Source organism: Rhodococcus globerulus NBRC 14531 (genome assembly GCF_001894805.1).
Taxonomy (GTDB): domain Bacteria; phylum Actinomycetota; class Actinomycetes; order Mycobacteriales; family Mycobacteriaceae; genus Rhodococcus_F; species Rhodococcus_F globerula.
The window spans coordinates 307,429-323,289 of the sequence record NZ_BCWX01000002.1 but is presented as its reverse complement, the minus strand read 5'-3'; the positions used below and the strand labels follow the sequence as shown (position 1 = coordinate 323,289).

At 62.3% G+C, this 15,861-nt stretch carries 13 protein-coding genes; 2 read left to right on the top strand and 11 right to left on the bottom strand.

The features are described from left to right. Window positions 1-226: 226 nt before the first annotated feature. From RG2_RS10120 to RG2_RS10095, 6 genes are all read right to left on the bottom strand, one after another. Window positions 227-1,000, bottom strand: coding sequence for a fumarylacetoacetate hydrolase family protein (locus tag RG2_RS10120; protein WP_033236584.1), 774 nt, complete (start codon window positions 998-1,000; stop codon window positions 227-229). A gap of 100 nt (window positions 1,001-1,100) precedes the next feature. Then, entirely contained in the window at window positions 1,101-2,114 is a 1,014-nt protein-coding gene (locus RG2_RS10115; RefSeq protein WP_033236585.1) for a 3-isopropylmalate dehydrogenase, read from the bottom strand. A gap of 72 nt (window positions 2,115-2,186) precedes the next feature. Beyond that, window positions 2,187-3,779: a phosphoglycerate dehydrogenase gene (serA, locus tag RG2_RS10110; RefSeq protein WP_033236586.1), complete on the bottom strand. Its 1,593-nt coding sequence runs from the start codon at window positions 3,777-3,779 to the stop codon at window positions 2,187-2,189. Between the two features lie 250 nt (window positions 3,780-4,029). After that, window positions 4,030-5,031, bottom strand: a complete 1,002-nt coding sequence (gene ilvC / locus RG2_RS10105) for a ketol-acid reductoisomerase (protein ID WP_172937779.1) — start codon at window positions 5,029-5,031, stop codon at window positions 4,030-4,032. A 52-nt stretch (window positions 5,032-5,083) separates the two neighbouring features. Continuing rightward, window positions 5,084-5,587, bottom strand: a complete 504-nt coding sequence (ilvN, locus tag RG2_RS10100) for an acetolactate synthase small subunit (protein ID WP_033236588.1) — start codon at window positions 5,585-5,587, stop codon at window positions 5,084-5,086. Next, window positions 5,584-7,524, bottom strand: a complete 1,941-nt coding sequence (locus tag RG2_RS10095; protein ID WP_033236589.1) for an acetolactate synthase large subunit — start codon at window positions 7,522-7,524, stop codon at window positions 5,584-5,586. Before RG2_RS10095 ends, ilvN begins: the two co-directional genes overlap by 4 nt. A 267-nt stretch (window positions 7,525-7,791) precedes the next feature. Between RG2_RS10095 and RG2_RS10090 the strand changes: the two genes are divergently transcribed. Together RG2_RS10090 and ilvD are read left to right on the top strand one after the other, a co-directional pair. Next, on the top strand, window positions 7,792-8,319 hold the full coding sequence (locus RG2_RS10090) for a PH domain-containing protein (RefSeq protein ID WP_033236614.1): 528 nt from the start codon (window positions 7,792-7,794) through the stop codon (window positions 8,317-8,319). A 114-nt stretch (window positions 8,320-8,433) separates the two neighbouring features. Further along, window positions 8,434-10,275, top strand: a complete 1,842-nt coding sequence (gene ilvD, locus RG2_RS10085; protein ID WP_033236590.1) for a dihydroxy-acid dehydratase — start codon at window positions 8,434-8,436, stop codon at window positions 10,273-10,275. 60 nt (window positions 10,276-10,335) lie between these two features. On the opposite strand, the gene RG2_RS10080 is transcribed toward ilvD, so the two are convergent. The 5 genes from RG2_RS10080 to RG2_RS10060 are packed head-to-tail and all read right to left on the bottom strand — an operon-like array spanning window position 10,336 to window position 15,493. Then, window positions 10,336-11,232, bottom strand: coding sequence for an STM4011 family radical SAM protein (locus RG2_RS10080; RefSeq protein ID WP_033236591.1), 897 nt, complete (start codon window positions 11,230-11,232; stop codon window positions 10,336-10,338). Beyond that, complete coding sequence (locus tag RG2_RS10075; RefSeq protein ID WP_033236592.1) at window positions 11,229-12,569, bottom strand: STM4012 family radical SAM protein; 1,341 nt, start codon at window positions 12,567-12,569, stop codon at window positions 11,229-11,231. Before RG2_RS10075 ends, RG2_RS10080 begins: the two co-directional genes overlap by 4 nt. After that, a complete protein-coding gene (locus tag RG2_RS10070; RefSeq protein ID WP_230590369.1) occupies window positions 12,566-13,435 on the bottom strand; it encodes an STM4013/SEN3800 family hydrolase in 870 nt (289 codons plus the stop codon). Before RG2_RS10070 ends, RG2_RS10075 begins: the two co-directional genes overlap by 4 nt. Further along, window positions 13,432-14,574, bottom strand: coding sequence for an STM4014 family protein (locus tag RG2_RS10065; RefSeq protein ID WP_230590370.1), 1,143 nt, complete (start codon window positions 14,572-14,574; stop codon window positions 13,432-13,434). The genes RG2_RS10070 and RG2_RS10065 overlap by 4 nt, the downstream gene beginning before the upstream one ends. Then, complete coding sequence (locus tag RG2_RS10060; protein WP_174557351.1) at window positions 14,540-15,493, bottom strand: STM4015 family protein; 954 nt, start codon at window positions 15,491-15,493, stop codon at window positions 14,540-14,542. Before RG2_RS10060 ends, RG2_RS10065 begins: the two co-directional genes overlap by 35 nt. Between the last annotated feature and the right edge of the window lie 368 nt (window positions 15,494-15,861).

Here is a 15,861-nt window from a genome sequence, read left to right as displayed (position 1 = left end):
CTTTTAGTCGTATTTGTTCCTATTCTGGCGATAAACATGCAGGTAAAAATACACATTCAGGAACTTCTAATTACGCGTCCGTAACGCTGATTGGACGCAATTGTGATGATAACTACCTCATAACTATTTCACTCTTCTGCAAGGCGGGACAGACAGTTATCAAACCGACAAGAAATCGAAAAGGGGCCTCACCCGTACGGATGAGGCCCCTGATCGAACGTGATGGTCAGCGTTTTGCGATCACCGGGTTGGTGAGCGTGCCGATCCCGGACACCGTGACCGAGACGGAATCGCCGTCAACGATCGGACCGACCCCGGCCGGGGTGCCCGTGAGGATGACGTCGCCCGGGAGCAGAGTCATGACAGCCGAAATCCACTCGATGATCTTCGGAATGTCGTGCAGAAGGAAAGCAGTGCTGCTGTCCTGCTTGACTGCGCCGTTGACCTCGGTCTTGATGTCGACGTCCGACGGATCCAAAGCCGTTTCGATCCACGGACCGAGCGGGCAGAACGTGTCATGACCCTTTGCTCGGGTCCACTGACCGTCGTGGCGCTGGTGATCGCGCGCAGACACGTCATTGGCAACGGTGTATCCGAGAACAACACTCAGGGCCTTTGCGGCCGGAACGTCCTTGCACGGCTGCCCGATGACGATCGCGAGTTCACCCTCGAAATGCACTTCGGTTGAACTGGGCGGCAACACGATCGGCGCACCGGGGCCGACGATGGATGTGTTGGGCTTGAGGAAGATCACCGGATCTGCCGGCGCCTCGCCGCCCATCTCGGCAACATGATCCGCATAGTTCTTGCCGATGCAGATCACCTTGCTGGCAAGGATCGGCGCCAACAGGCGCACATCGGCTAGTGGCCAACTACGGCCGGTAAAGGTGGGGTTCCCGAACGGGTGCTCGGCAATTTCCTTGGCGACGAGGGCATCCTCTTCACCTTCGATACTGACAAACGCAACACCATCGGGACTGGCAATTCGACCAAGACGCATGTTGGCAAGTCTATCGGGATGCCGGAAACGACTGACGCGCGCAAGCCGTAAGGCTTACGCGCGTCAGAGCCGTGAGACGAATCTTACAGAGCGGCGGTGCTTACAGTGCTGCAGTAATGCGGTCGCCGATCTCGGTGGTGGAGATCGGGCCGTCGCCGCGGGTAGCCAGGTCAGCAGCGACCACAGCCTCGACGCGAGCGGCGTCGTCCTCGCGTCCGAGATGGCGAAGAAGCAGTGCGGCAGAGAGGATCGCGGCGGTGGGATCTGCGATTCCCTTGCCGGCGATGTCCGGGGCACTGCCGTGAACGGGCTCGAACATCGACGGGTTGGTACCGGACGCATCGATGTTTCCGCTTGCGGCCAAACCGATTCCGCCGGTCACCGCGCCGGCCAGGTCGGTGATGATGTCACCGAACAGGTTGTCCGTCACGATGACGTCGAAGCGCGACGGGTCGGTCACCATGTAGATGGTGGCAGCGTCGATGTGGCAGTACGCCGTCTCGACGTCCGGGAACTCCGCTCCGACGGTCTCGATCGCACGCGTCCAGATCGCTCCCGCGTTGGAAAGCACGTTGGTCTTGTGGATCAGCGTGAGGTGCTTGGAACGCGTCTGCGCCAACGCAAATGCGTAACGAACAACACGCTCGGCGCCGAACCACGTGTTGATCGACACCTCGGTCGCGATCTCGTGATCGGTGCCGACGCGGATGGCGCCACCGTTACCGGTGTACGGGCCCTCGGTGCCTTCACGAACCACCACGAAGTCGATCTCGGGCTGCGCCGCGAGCGGCGACGTGGCACCCGGGTACAGCTGCGCCGGACGGAGATTGACGTGATGATCGAGCTGGAAACGCATGTTCAGCAGCAAACCGCGCTCGAGGATGCCCGGCGCAACGATCCGCGGATCGCCGATGGCGCCCAACAGGATTGCGTCGTGCTGACGGATCTGGTCCAGCTCGTCTGCAGGCAGCAGTTCACCGGTGGCGTTGTAGCGACGGGCACCGAGATCGTATTCGGTGGTTTCCAGATCGGGGACCAACTTGCCGAGCACCTTGAGTGCTTCAGCTGTGACCTCGACACCGATTCCGTCACCGGGAATGACCGCAAGCTTCATTGAATCCTCATTCGGTAGAACTGTGCGCCTTCATCAACCGCAAGGGTTGACAAAGGCGCACAGTGAAAACAATCAGGAAAGGTCGACCTGGGCAACGCGGGCGTCGAGCTGCGAGACGATTGCCTCGACATCGGCGTCGGAGACAACCTTGTCGACGCGCAGGATCGCCGTTGCGCCTTCGCCTTCGGCGTCCTGGCTCAGTGCTGCGGCGAGGATGTCGATGCCGGAGTTACCGAGGACGGTACCGAGCACACCGAGAACACCCGGGCGATCGCCGTAGTGGACAACGATGTTGTGACCCTCGGCGCGCAGGTCGAAGCTGCGGCCGTTGATGCTGACGATCTTCTCGACCTGCTGCAGGCCGGTGAGTGCGCCCGTGACGGAGGTGACGGTGCCGTCGGCGGCAACTGCACGAACCTCGACTGCGCTGCGGTGAGCGAGTGCCTCGGAGTGCTTTTCGACGGACACGGTGACGCCGCGCTGCTCGGCGAGTGCCGGAGCGTTGACGAACGTGACAGCCTCGTCGCTGCTTGCGGAGAACACGCCGCGCAGAGCAGCGAGGCCGAGGATGTCGACGGTTTCAGCGGACAGCTCGCCGGAGGCGACAACCTGGACCGTCTGAACAGCTTCGGGAGACAGTGTCGCAGCAAGGAGACCGAGCTTGCGGACGAGCTCGAGCCACGGAGCAACTTCTTCGCCGACCGGGCCACCGGAGACGTTGACTGCCTCGGGGACGAAGTCGCCGGCCAGAGCCAGGAGAACGCTCTTGGCGACGTCAATGCCTGCACGGTCCTGAGCTTCGGACGTCGAAGCACCGAGGTGCGGGGTGACGACGACGTTCTCGAGGCCGAAGAGCTTGGAGTCGGTGCAAGGCTCGGTGTTGAACACATCGAGACCGGCGCCGCGAACCTTGCCGGAGACCAGAGCGTCGTACAGCGCATCTTCGTCGATCAGTCCACCGCGAGCGGCGTTGACGATGATGACGCCGTCCTTGGCGCGGGAGAGACGCTCGGCGTTGATCAGGCCGGCCGTTTCCTTGGTCTTGGGGAGGTGAACGGAGATGAAGTCCGCACGCTCGACGAGCTCGTCGATGGTGACCAGTTCGATGCCGAGCTGCGCTGCGCGAGCTGCGGGCAAGTAGGGGTCGTACGCGATGATGGTGGTTTCGAACGCGGCGAGACGCTGTGCGAACAGCTGGCCGATGCGGCCGAGGCCGACAACGCCGACGGTCTTGCCGAGGATCTCGACGCCGTTGAACTTGCTGCGCTTCCAGGTGCTTTCGCGCAGGGTCTTGTCTGCGGCGGGGATCTGGCGAGCCGTCGACATGAGCAGAGCAACTGCGTGCTCGGCTGCCGAGTGGATGTTGGAGGTCGGTGCATTGACGACCATCACGCCGCGCTCGGTGGCTGCGGGGATCTCGACATTGTCCAGGCCGACACCGGCGCGGCCGATGATCTTCAGCTTGGTGCCTGCGGCCAGAACCTCGGCGTCGACGGTGGTGGCGGAGCGAACAAGAATCGCGTCGGCATCGGGCACAGCTGCGAGCAGGGCAGCGCGGTCGGGTCCGTCGACCCACCGCACCTCCACACCGTCGCCGAGTGCCTCGACTGTGGACGGCGCGAGCTTGTCTGCGATCAGAACAACGGGGCGGCCAGGCTGGCTCACGTGCAAACTCCCTGATTAGGTGGGTGTGGGGGTGGTTTAACCCCCAGTAGTTTAGTGCGCGCCGTCTCGGCGTCCACAACTCGGTAGGCAATACCACATAGTGGACACTTTTGCGGGCGAATTCTCAATGAGAATTACGGCGGGCTTCAGTTGGCCCGACAAAGACCTCCGGCCCAATGCCACTCCGGTCCAAGATAATTGGACCGAAGCAGGCATCAGGCCGGAGTGAAGACAAGCTGAAACAGCTTAATTACGCCGTTTCGGTGATCGGACGATCGACCCAGCTCATCAGGTCGCGCAGCTTCTTGCCGGTGACCTCGATGGGGTGCTCGGCGTTAGCCTTGCGCAGGCCTTCGAGTTCGGTGTTGCCGTTCTCGACGTTGGCAACCAGACGACGGGTGAACTCGCCGGACTGGATGTCGGCCAGGATCGCCTTCATGCGCTCCTTGGTGCCTGCATCGATGACGCGCGGGCCGGACAGGTAGCCGCCGAACTCAGCGGTGTCGGACACCGAGTAGTTCATGCGGGCGATGCCGCCTTCGTACATGAGGTCGACGATGAGCTTGAGCTCGTGCAGAACCTCGAAGTACGCCATCTCGGGTGCGTAGCCGGCCTCGACCATGACCTCGAAACCGGTCTTGACCAGTTCCTCGGTGCCACCGCAGAGCACAGCCTGCTCGCCGAAGAGGTCCGTCTCGGTCTCTTCCTTGAACGTGGTCTTGATGACGCCTGCGCGCGTTCCGCCGATGCCCTTGGCGTAGGACAGAGCGAGAGCCTGGCCTTCACCCTTGGGGTCCTGGTCGATGGCGATGAGCGCGGGAACGCCCTTGCCGTCGACGAACTGACGACGCACCAGGTGGCCGGGGCCCTTGGGCGCAACCATGCCGACGGTGACGAACTCCGGAGCCTTGATCAGGTCGAAGTGAATGTTCAGGCCGTGACCGAAGAACAGCGCGTCGCCGTCCTTGAGGTTGGGCTCGATGTCATTGGTGAAAATGCTTGCCTGGGCGGTGTCCGGTGCGAGCACCATGATGACGTCGGCCCACTCGGAAACCTCTGCCGGCGTGCCGACCGTCAGGCCTGCTTCTTCAGCCTTGTCGCGGGACTTGGAGCCCTCCTTGAGGCCGATGCGGACCTCGACACCCGAGTCGCGCAAGCTCAGCGAATGGGCGTGGCCCTGGCTTCCGTAGCCGATCACAGCAACCTTGCGGCCCTGAATGATCGACAGATCGGCATCGTCGTCGTAGAACATCTCGACTGCCACAGTTCTCAACCTCTCCTTGGATTATTACGTGTCTAAAGTACTAGCGGGTGGCCGTGATCGACTTCGGCCCTCGACCGACTGCCACGACCCCGGACTGAACGATCTCCCGGATACCGTACGGATCAAGCATCCGCAGCAGTGCATCCAGCTTGGACCGGGTACCGGTCGCCTCGATGGTGACGGACTCCGGGGAGACGTCGATTACCTTGGCGCGGAACAGGTTCACCGTTTCGATGACCTGGGTGCGCACGCTTGCATCTGCGCGCACCTTGATGAGCACAAGCTCGCGAGCGACGGAAGCATCACCGTCTTGCTCGACGATCTTGATGACGTTGATCAGCTTGTTGAGCTGCTTCGTCACCTGCTCGAGGGGGAACTCGTCGACCGTGACGACGATGGTCATTCGAGAGATCTCGGGGATCTCGGTGCCGCCCACCGCGAGGGATTCGATGTTGAATCCTCGGCGGGAGAACAGGGCGGAGACGCGAGCGAGCACGCCTGGCTTGTCCTCGACGAGAACGCTGAGGGTGTGGGTGGTGCTCACTGCTGGTCCTCCCCTGTGCCCGCGGCGGGTCCGGCTTGCTCGCGTGACATGGCTTCATGGATGACGGCGGGCTCGGCTACTGCCTCGTCGTCGTCGAACAGCGGCCGGATACCCCGGGCCGCCATGATCTCGTCATTGCTGGTTCCAGCGGCGACCATCGGCCACACCTGTGCGTCGGCGGTGACGATGAAGTCGATCACGACAGGCTTGTCGTTGATGGACTGCGCCTCACGGATCGCAGCTTCGACGTCCTCTTCGCGCTCGACACGAATTCCGTGGCAGCCCAAGGCTTCTGCGAGCTTGACGAAGTCCGGGATGCGGATGGCGCCGTGCGTTCCCAGGTTGGTGTTGGAGTAGCGCTCTTCGTAGAAGAGTGTCTGCCACTGACGAACCATGCCGAGGTTGCCGTTGTTGATGAGGGCGACCTTGATCGGGATACCCTCGAGCGCGCAGGTGGCCAGTTCCTGATTGGTCATCTGGAAGCAGCCGTCACCGTCGATGGCCCACACCTCGGTGTCCGGCATGCCCATCTTTGCGCCCATGGCAGCGGGAACCGCGTAGCCCATGGTGCCGAGTCCACCCGAGTTGAGCCATGTGCGCGGCTTCTCGTAGCTGACGAACTGGGCTGCCCACATCTGGTGCTGGCCGACGCCGGCGCAGTAGATGGCGTCCGGTCCGGCGAGCTTGCCGACGGTCGAGATGACGAACTCGGGGCTCAGCTGACCGTCGGTGGGACGGTCGTAGCTCAGCGGGTATGTACGACGGATGTCGTTCAGGTACGCCCACCATTCGGTGAGTTCGAACGTGGTGCCCGTGGCCATGTCGGCACGGATGGCCTCGATGAGTTCGGTGATGACCTCTTTGCAGTCGCCCACGATCGGGACGTCGGCGTAACGGTTCTTGCCGATCTCGGCCGGGTCGATGTCGGCGTGGATGACCTTGGCATCGGGAGCAAAGGAATTCAGCTGACCGGTCACGCGGTCGTCGAAGCGGGCGCCGAGCGTGATCAGCAGGTCGCTGCGCTGCAGTGCTGCCACTGCGGCAACAGTGCCGTGCATGCCGGGCATGCCGCAGTTGAGATCGTGGCTGTCCGGGAACGCGCCGCGGGCCATCAGCGTGGTGACCACGGGAATGCCCGTCAGCTCGGCGAGTTCGAGCAGCTCGGCAGAGGATTCGGACTTGATGACGCCGCCACCGACGTAGAGGACAGGAGACTTGGCGTCGGCGATCAGGCGCGCAGCTTCGCGGACCTGCTTGCCGTGCGGCTTGGTGACCGGACGGTATCCGGGCAGGCGCATCTCCGGCGGCCACGAGAACGTGGTCTGAGCCTGGAGGATGTCCTTGGGGATATCGACCAGGACCGCGCCGGGGCGACCGCTCGATGCCAGGTAGAAAGCCTCGGCCATGATGCGCGGGATGTCGATACCGTCGGTGATCAGGAAGTTGTGCTTCGTGATCGGCATGGTGATACCGGAGATGTCGGCTTCCTGGAAGCCGTCGGTACCGATCAGCGAACGCGCGACCTGTCCGGTGATGGCCACGATCGGAACGGAGTCCATCTGAGCGTCGGCCAGCGGCGTGACCAGGTTGGTTGCACCGGGACCCGAGGTGGCCATACAGACGCCGACCTTGCCGGTGGCCTGCGCGTAACCCGTGGCGGCATGGCCGGCACCCTGCTCGTGGCGCACAAGTACGTGACGGACCTTGACCGAATCGAAGAGCGGGTCGTACACAGGCAGCACGGCACCGCCGGGGATGCCGAATACCGTGTCGACCTCGAGCTCTTCGAGGGCGCGAACGACAGACTGCGCGCCCGTTACCCGCTCCGGGGGGAGCTGGCGACGGGTAGCCGTCTGCGATGCGGCAGCCGCGGTAGTCGGGCTCGGTGTCCCTGACTTGCGCGGCGTGGGTTGAGGCCGTGCTGTTGGTGCGCTCACTGGGAAATCCTCTGATTTGGCTCCGGGCAACAAAAAACCCCCGTCAGCATCTGCTGAGCGAGGGTGGCGCGTCGTTATCTGGTGAGTTGAAAATTATCGACTCAGGCGACGACGCGCCGGTCGATTACGAGCAACTCATTCTGTTTCACGCACTCGACAGTAGAGGCGCTAGTCGCGAACGGCAAACTTGGTGAGTCAACCGTCCCAGAATCTGAGATACATCGGCTGCAATGCGAAGATGTAGAGGTGTCAACTTCGCAGCAGCCCGTGCCACCGGTTCAATCATCCCACACGCCGAAACCACTTCGGCACGTCATCCGCATTTCGCAGCTCGCCTACATGGCGTGCGCCTTCCTGCTCTTCGCGGTCAGCTTCCCGATCTTCGGCTGGCCCGCAGCATTCAGCTGGTTGCTGATCCTGCCGATCATCGCCGTCTACTTCGTCGCCCGAGTCCGCACCACCGTCAGCCCCGACGGCCTCGAGGTTCGTTCGATGTTCTCCAGCCGCACGCTGAGCTGGGACGAGGTCAAGGGCTTCCGTTTCCCGAAGCGCAGCTGGGCCCGCGCCGAACTGACCGACGGAACAGAGGTGACACTGCCAGCCGTCAGCTTTGTCCGGCTCCCCGAAATTGCGATCGCCAGCGGTGGTCGCATCACCGATCCCTACGCGGCAGCGGCAGACGCCTTCGACGCCGAAGAAGCGGAACGGGCCGAACAGTCCGCAAGCGGCAGCGCCCTTGAGCCCGAATCCGAATCCGAGCCGTCGAACGACCAGCCCGAATCAGAACAGAAGTAGCACGCGAGTAGCGTTGAATCGCCCTCGCTTCAATTCTTTTCGCCGCGTAAGCACACAGCCCTGTTGTTCGCGCAGCAGAAGTAGATCAGCAACGATCACATAAGGAACACGCCCATGCCCCCGTTGAGGTCACGCACCACCACCGTCGGACGTAATGCTGCCGGAGCCCGATCCCTGTGGCGCGCCACAGGAATGACGGATTCCGACTTCGGTAAGCCGATCGTCGCCGTAGCGAACTCGTACACCCAGTTCGTACCCGGCCACGTGCATCTCAAGAACGTGGGCGAGATCGTTGCCGAGGCCATTCGTGAGGCCGGCGGCGTCGCTCGTGAGTTCCACACCATCGCCGTCGACGACGGTATCGCCATGGGCCACGGCGGAATGCTCTACTCACTCCCGAGCCGCGAGATCATCGCCGACTCGGTCGAGTACATGGCAAACGCCCACACGGCCGACGCATTGGTGTGTATCTCCAACTGCGACAAGATCACTCCCGGCATGCTCAACGCCGCGATGCGTCTGAACATCCCGACGGTCTTCGTGTCCGGCGGACCGATGGAGGCCGGTAAGGCAGTGGTTGTCGGCGGCGTGGCCCAGGCCCCCACCGACCTCATCACCGCAATTTCCGCCTCCGCCAACGACGCCGTGTCGGAAGAAGGCCTCGACGAGGTCGAGCGCAGTGCGTGCCCGACATGTGGATCCTGCTCGGGCATGTTCACGGCCAACTCCATGAACTGCCTCACCGAGGCCCTCGGTCTCGCGTTGCCGGGCAACGGCTCCACGCTGGCAACCCACAAGGCACGTCACGCACTCTTCTCTCGCGCAGGCACCACCGTGGTCGAGGCTGCCCTGAAGTACTACCGCGACGGCGACGAGTCGGTTCTGCCGCGCAACATCGCGACCCCGGCAGCGTTCCGCAACGCGATGGCTCTCGACGTCGCCATGGGCGGTTCCACCAACACCGTCCTGCACACGCTGGCAGCGGCGCAAGAAGGCGAGGTCGACTTCGACCTCGACACCATCGACGCGATCAGCCGCAAGGTGCCGTGCCTGTCCAAGGTCTCCCCCAACTCGGACTACCACATGGAAGACGTCCATCGTGCCGGCGGAATCCCCGCGCTGCTCGGTGAGCTTCGCCGCGGCGGACTCCTCGAAACCGACGTCTCGACCGTGCATACCAAGAGCTTCGACCAGTGGCTCGACGACTGGGACATCCGCTCCGGCAAGGCAACAGACGAAGCGATCGAACTGTTCCATGCTGCTCCCGGCGGCGTGCGCACCATCGAACCGTTCTCGACGGACAACCGATGGTCTGCCCTCGACACCGATGCTGCCGGTGGCTGCATCCGCGACGTCGAGAACGCCTACACCGTGGAAGGCGGCCTGGTCGTCCTGCGCGGCAACATCGCCGTCGACGGCGCAATCCTCAAGACGGCCGGCATCGACGAGGAACTGTTCTCGTTCCAGGGCCCGGCTCTGGTCGTCGAGTCGCAGGAAGAAGCCGTCTCGGTGATCCTGCAGAAGAAGATCAAGGCCGGCGACGTCCTGGTCGTGCGTTACGAAGGACCAAAGGGCGGACCGGGCATGCAGGAAATGCTGCACCCCACCGCCTTCCTCAAGGGCGCAGGCCTCGGCAAGGAATGCGCGTTGATCACCGACGGCCGCTTCTCCGGTGGCACGTCCGGTCTGTCCATCGGCCACATCTCCCCCGAGGCTGCTGCCGGCGGAGTTATCGGCCTGGTGCAGAACGGCGATCAGGTTCGCATCGACGTCGCGTCCCGCACACTCGAGATCCTGGTCGACGACGACGTCCTCGCCGAGCGTCGCGCCAAGATGGAAGCCTCGGAGCGTCCGTGGCACCCCGTTGACCGTCAGCGCACCGTCACCACCGCCCTGCGCGCCTACGCTGCGCTGGCAACGTCGGCTGACAAGGGCGCGGTTCGGTACGTCCCGTAGATAGCAGAAGCTAGCGAAGATCCCCGGCAGCGTTGATAACGCGGCCGGGGATCTTCTGTTTCACCGCACTACGTGCAGGGGTAACTGCCTGCTCACAAGCGAACTCGTAAGCGTGGCCGGTATGCGCTCGAGCACTCCCCCGGCGAAAGCGTCGTAGAGCGGCAGCGATTCGAGATGCACGTAGCCGATGTGACAGTCACACATCGTTTTTGGACATTCTCGTGCGGTCAGTGTTTGTTCGAGGCTGCCGTCGTACAGATTCCCGATCACCTCGGGGACAAAATGGCACCGCCGAATAGTGCCGTCACCGTCGACGGAGATGACGGATTCTCCGGTTCTGCAAGCTTTTCCGACGCTCGGATGCGGGTTCCGGCTGTAGGGAAAAAGCGGGTCCAGTTCGGTCCAGACCTGCGCTTCATCGTCCGAATACACTCGCCCCTCGGCCGCATTCACCCACAGGTAGACATTCTCGGGTAGTTTCTGCCGCAGCTCACGGGCCAGATCGAGATGCTCCGGGAATCCGACGACCCCCACCGAATAGCGGATGCCACCGCCGTCGAGTTCCCGGCATTTCGCAACAAATTTCTCGAGCGAGATCTGCCCCGGATGAAATGTGCACCACAGCGCCAGCGTCGACGGGTCTGCGTCGGCAAGCCACGTGGTGCGAGCGCTGAGATTGGTTTGTATCGCAACCCGTTCGACGTGAGGCAACCAACTCAGTTCCGCGAGAGTGCGCCGATACCAGGACCGCACCAGTGCCTCACCCCACGGCGTGAACAGCACGGACAACCGTAGATCCGTCCGCTCGGCCACCCAAGCTGCAAACCGTTCCAATGATGCTCTGTCCGCGCGTAATTCGGCTGGCGGATCACGGCGTTTCGCGAACGGGCAGTACGGGCAGTCGTAATTACAACTCGCCAACGGACCGCGGTAGAGAATCGACAACGAGGAGTTCATTTGGCCTCGTACTCTGCCATGTCCCGGTGGACACTCGCTGAGAACAACGCCGGGCCGATCGCGTCGGAGTGCGCCAGACCTTCGGGCGAGAGTTTCAGTCGATCGGACTGTAGATCACCCGCCAACCACCCGGCCGCTTCGAAGGCCTTCAATTCCTCCGGAAAATCGTCGGTAGGTAGTGTTCCGAACCGCGCGAGATAGTCGGACACATCCATCCCTTCGGCCTGAAGCACCGACTGCACGAGATGCCTGCGACGCGTCTCATCGGGAGTCATGAATCGACCGACTTCCGCGTAGGCGAACTCGTCGGCCGGCCGGGCGATGAACGTGTCGATGATCCCGCGGATCTCCCGCATGTCCACCGCGTAATCGAACGAATAGTGAAGGTCAGCGGTGTACGAGCGTGCGCCGCACCCCAATCCGATCATGCCGTCGGTCTGGCACGCGTAGTCGGCCGCCCCGTCGATGACCGCGCCCTCGCGCTGGAACATACGCATCGAGACTTGCCGATACCCGGCCTGCTCTAGGTAGTCGCGGCCGAACCGATACAAGCGCAGACGCCGCTCGTCCCACTCGGCATCGGATTCCGTGACCGCTGTTTTCTTGCCCAAACCCGTGAGCGCTCGAACGTAGAGCGGATACAGATACAGCTCCTCCGGTTCCCACGCCAACGCCGCGTCGAGGGATTGCCGCCAGGTCTGCTCGGTCTGACCGTCGATGCCGTAGATGAGATCGATGTTGAGCACGGGAATTCGAGCGTCCCGGATCCGCCCGAGCGCGGCGTCGACATCGGCCCGCTTCTGCGGCCGCGCTGCCGCCCTCGCCTCGGAGTCGATGAAGCTCTGCACTCCCAGACTCAGGCGAGTAGTTCCGCGGGATGCCAGCACGGACATCCGATCGGCGGTTACCGTCGACGGCGACGCCTCCACCGAGAACGGAACAGACGAAAGATCCGCGCCCATGCGGAGTTCCGCGATGTCGCACAATCTGTCGAGTTCGGAGGCATCGAGAAAGGTCGGGGTGCCGCCGCCGAAGGCCACGGCGTCGTAGTGAGTTCCGTCGCCGACAGCGTCCGACACAACACGTGCTTGGCGCTCGAGTGCGTCGAGGTATGCGGTGGTCATCTCACCCGGCGCGCCGATACGAGTGAACAAATTGCAGAATCCGCAGCGAACCTCGCAGAACGGAATATGTAGGTACAGCGACAGTGCGTCTTTCGGCTCTGACGCCCACAATTTCTGCAACGACGGGCGATGCTGTAGCGGCCGGTACGCCGTCTTGTGCGGATACGCATAAACGTAATTTTGGTACGGACGTACCGTAACTGCGAGACTCATTGCTGTGGCCCTTCCACGAAGAAATGTGCATAGGGAACTGTCCACACGCTGTCGTGACCCAGCCGGTGCCCGGTCCAACCGTCGTCGCCGTACGCTGTGCCGTGATCGGAACAGACGATGGCAAAGCACCGCCGCCGTGAACTCATGGCCTGCAGCAGTCGTGCGATATGGCGGTCGATGTATTCGAGTGCGGCAGCATGGGACTGGAGGGTGTCTCCCGACTCGGCGCTAGCACCTGCAAGGTGGAACCAATTGGGTTGATGCAGCGCAGCGGCATTGACGAACAGGAAAAGCTTCTGGTCCGGTTCGAGACCGGCCACCACCGTCTCGGCACACTCGACTTGCGCTGCGAAGGATTCCGGAGAGGTCACACCGAAGCGCGATTCCCAATAGCTCTCGTCGAACATCGAGGGCATCACCGAACCTAGGGGCGCGGCTTTGTTGAAGAACCCGACCCCGCCGATACACACAGTGCGGTAGCCGACCTGCCGCAGACCGTCCACCACATTGGGGCCCTCGAACACAAACGTTCCGTCGGCGGTGGATTCACTCCCGGCGAATCGAGCAGCGAACAATCGAGGGTGCGGACCCTGGCTGGCCGGGGTCGGGAGAAAGCCGGCAAAAATCGCCTGATGAGAGGCGTAGGTGAAACTTCCCGGGGCATGGCGCTTTTCCCACCGTCCCCCGGGGAGGTACGACGCGAGAGTGGGAATGCGCCCACTCGCGGCCAGTTCGCAGGCGACATCGTAGCGGAGCGTGTCCAACGTGAGCAACAGGATGTCGTCCTGCCCGACGACCTCATTCATGTCGGGGTAGCTCGTGTCGACGTCGTTCATGTCGACGTCGTTCATGTCACGGTTGTTCACCGGGCATACTCCACGTTTTCCGATTTCTGTAGCGAATCTACTTGTGCTTGATACGTAGTCATTCCCTCGGCGGGGCTTCCGGGCAGACCGGTAAGCCCCGGCAGGAGATCTCCGAACGCATTGACCTCCCCCACCGTGAAGCGTCGCCACCCGACGCCGGGCAAGACGTCGATTCCGACATGGGGTGCCGCCGGAAAACACGCTGCTGCCCGCTCACTCAATTCCAGAAGCTGTGACCAGTTCTCACCTGCAACAGTCATCGCGTCGACGAGTGCACCGCGGGTACCGCCAAGATGCAGATTGGTAAGCGGAGAAGCGCTGGTCCGCACTACGGCATGGGTGGCAACACCCCCGACAACCACCACACGAACGTCGGCGGTGCGTCCGCCGAGCGATGCTTTGGGTATCCACGCTTCGACATGAAGTCCGTCGGGCGCGAGCCGATCGACAATTGACGCGATGGCAGCCCTCGTTCGATATGTGCGCACTCGAAGTGAGTTGTGCAGCGCACCATCAGCACTCACTTCCACCGACGTGACGGCCCGGACCTGCCCGCGCGGACCCCATTGCAGCGCAATCACTCCCGACGCCGACGAGCCGTGAGCAAGCTTGACGAACACTCGTGGCATGTGTGCGTCGGCTGCTAGTTGCTCGAGTTCGGCGTAGCTTCGGGGCGCAGTCTCCAACGCCGCGGGGACCCGTACCCCGGCAGCGTCGAGGTGGCGATGGCAGCGCCGTTTGTCGAACATCATCGCGATCTCGTTCGCATCACCGAGAACCCGAGCACCGACGCGATCTGCTCGATCGGTAATCTCGCGAATCTCGGTAGTGAATCGTCGATACCACTTGCCGGTGCCCTCAACCCGTGTCGACTCGTCCGTACCGCGAAGGTATCGGTCCACCACGGAATCTTCTCCGGGCGAATCGATTCGAACGATCTCGCCAGCGTTGAAACCATAATCTCGACCGATAATCTCACGCCAACCCAGAACACGCGGAGTCGGCAATCCCGCTGCCGTGACCGCGTCGACAAACCCGGAAACTCGACGATTGCCCGTAACCCCGATAACTACGAACCGCGAATGGAAAGGCGGCGACGAGGGATTACTCGGAGACTGCAACATATCGACAGATCTCATCGTCGTACTCATCCGCGTCGGTCTGCTCGGACAGATCGACCCGAACTCCCAATTCGGCGCAATGCCGGGTCAATTCCGTGATCGCGGCATCACTGAGAAAATGGTAGTGCAGGTCGAGAAACTCGAGACCCTTAAAAGAACTGGTGCCGAGAAGCGCTTGGGCGCCGTCATCCGAGAGCGTGCCCATCGAAAGATCCACCGTGGTGAGCTGCCCGAGAATCGGGGCAGTAACAATCGCCTTGGCGATATCGTCCTGAATCTCGCTGTTACGCAGACCCAGGTGCCGCAACGACGGCAATTTCGTACCGCCGAGAATGACAGCCAGATCCTCGATGGTCGCGTCTCCCCCGTAATTGTCTGTCCCGAGCCACAGATCGAGAAACTCGAGCGCCGGGAAGTTACTAGAGGACACACCGTGGACAACTGCGGCGGGCAGTCCACCCGACTCGACGGTCAATCGACGTAGCGCACTATGACTGGTTTCTGGGAACTGCAATTCCGTGCCACCACGAATGCCGAACTCGACCAACTCCGGAAACGCGCCGAGTACAGGAGTGACGTCGGATTGCTGAATCCAGGAAATCTCCTGCTGCTCCTGTGTGATGTCCGCGAGAAATAGCGCCCGCAGCGACGTCAACCGGTGACGTTGCTCGACAACCAGTTCCACGATCGACGACGAGTTGACCTCGTACGACTCACCCCACTGGCCGATGATCAGAGCCTGCACCGCCGACAGGTCCACCTTCTCGACAAACCGTGCCCAGGCCTCGGAAAACTCTTCCGAGTCATCCGAATACGGTTCCACCGAGATGCGCCACGCCACAGCACCCGCAGCGGGCAGTGCTGAATCAGTCGCCCCCGCAGCTGGGAAGTCGAAAGCCGGAAGCCCGTGCAACGCGTCGAGATGGGCCTGGATCATCACGATCTCCTTCAAGTCGGGTACCGCGAGCGTCGCGGTTGATCGCTTATTGATAGCAAGACCGACCGACAGGTACTGAAATGACGCGACACGACGCGCGGAGAGACTGACCGGAATGCGCTGCTGCTGCGGACAATTCGGACGCATTAGTACGAAATGTGCGTGATCGAATTCACTTCCCGTAGTGTGCACGGAGCCAGCTGATCAAAACAGATATGTACGGGGGGTTGATGGCGAGTGAAGTGATCATTTTATTTAGTTCAGTGGCCGCGACTTGCGCACTGCGCTCACCAATGGTTCCCTCATCTAGTCGATGAGACCCACATCACATTCGACAACTGTCAGCCACCTCCCGTCCCCCACAAGGT

Excerpts from the sequence above, each read along its gene's own strand:
- RG2_RS10115 (WP_033236585.1), bottom strand. The coding sequence starts at position 2,114 with ATGAAGCTTGCGGTCATTCCCGGTGACGGAATCGGTGTCGAGGTCACA.
- ilvC (WP_172937779.1), bottom strand. The coding sequence starts at position 5,031 with ATGTTCTACGACGACGATGCCGATCTGTCGATCATTCAGGGCCGCAAG.
- RG2_RS10065 (WP_230590370.1), bottom strand. The coding sequence starts at position 14,574 with ATGAGATCTGTCGATATGTTGCAGTCTCCGAGTAATCCCTCGTCGCCG.
- RG2_RS10060 (WP_174557351.1), bottom strand. The coding sequence starts at position 15,493 with ATGATCCAGGCCCATCTCGACGCGTTGCACGGGCTTCCGGCTTTCGAC.
- ilvD (WP_033236590.1), top strand. The coding sequence starts at position 8,434 with ATGCCCCCGTTGAGGTCACGCACCACCACCGTCGGACGTAATGCTGCC.
- RG2_RS10120 (WP_033236584.1), bottom strand. The coding sequence starts at position 1,000 with ATGCGTCTTGGTCGAATTGCCAGTCCCGATGGTGTTGCGTTTGTCAGT.
- RG2_RS10075 (WP_033236592.1), bottom strand. The coding sequence starts at position 12,569 with ATGAGTCTCGCAGTTACGGTACGTCCGTACCAAAATTACGTTTATGCG.
- RG2_RS10080 (WP_033236591.1), bottom strand. The coding sequence starts at position 11,232 with ATGAACTCCTCGTTGTCGATTCTCTACCGCGGTCCGTTGGCGAGTTGT.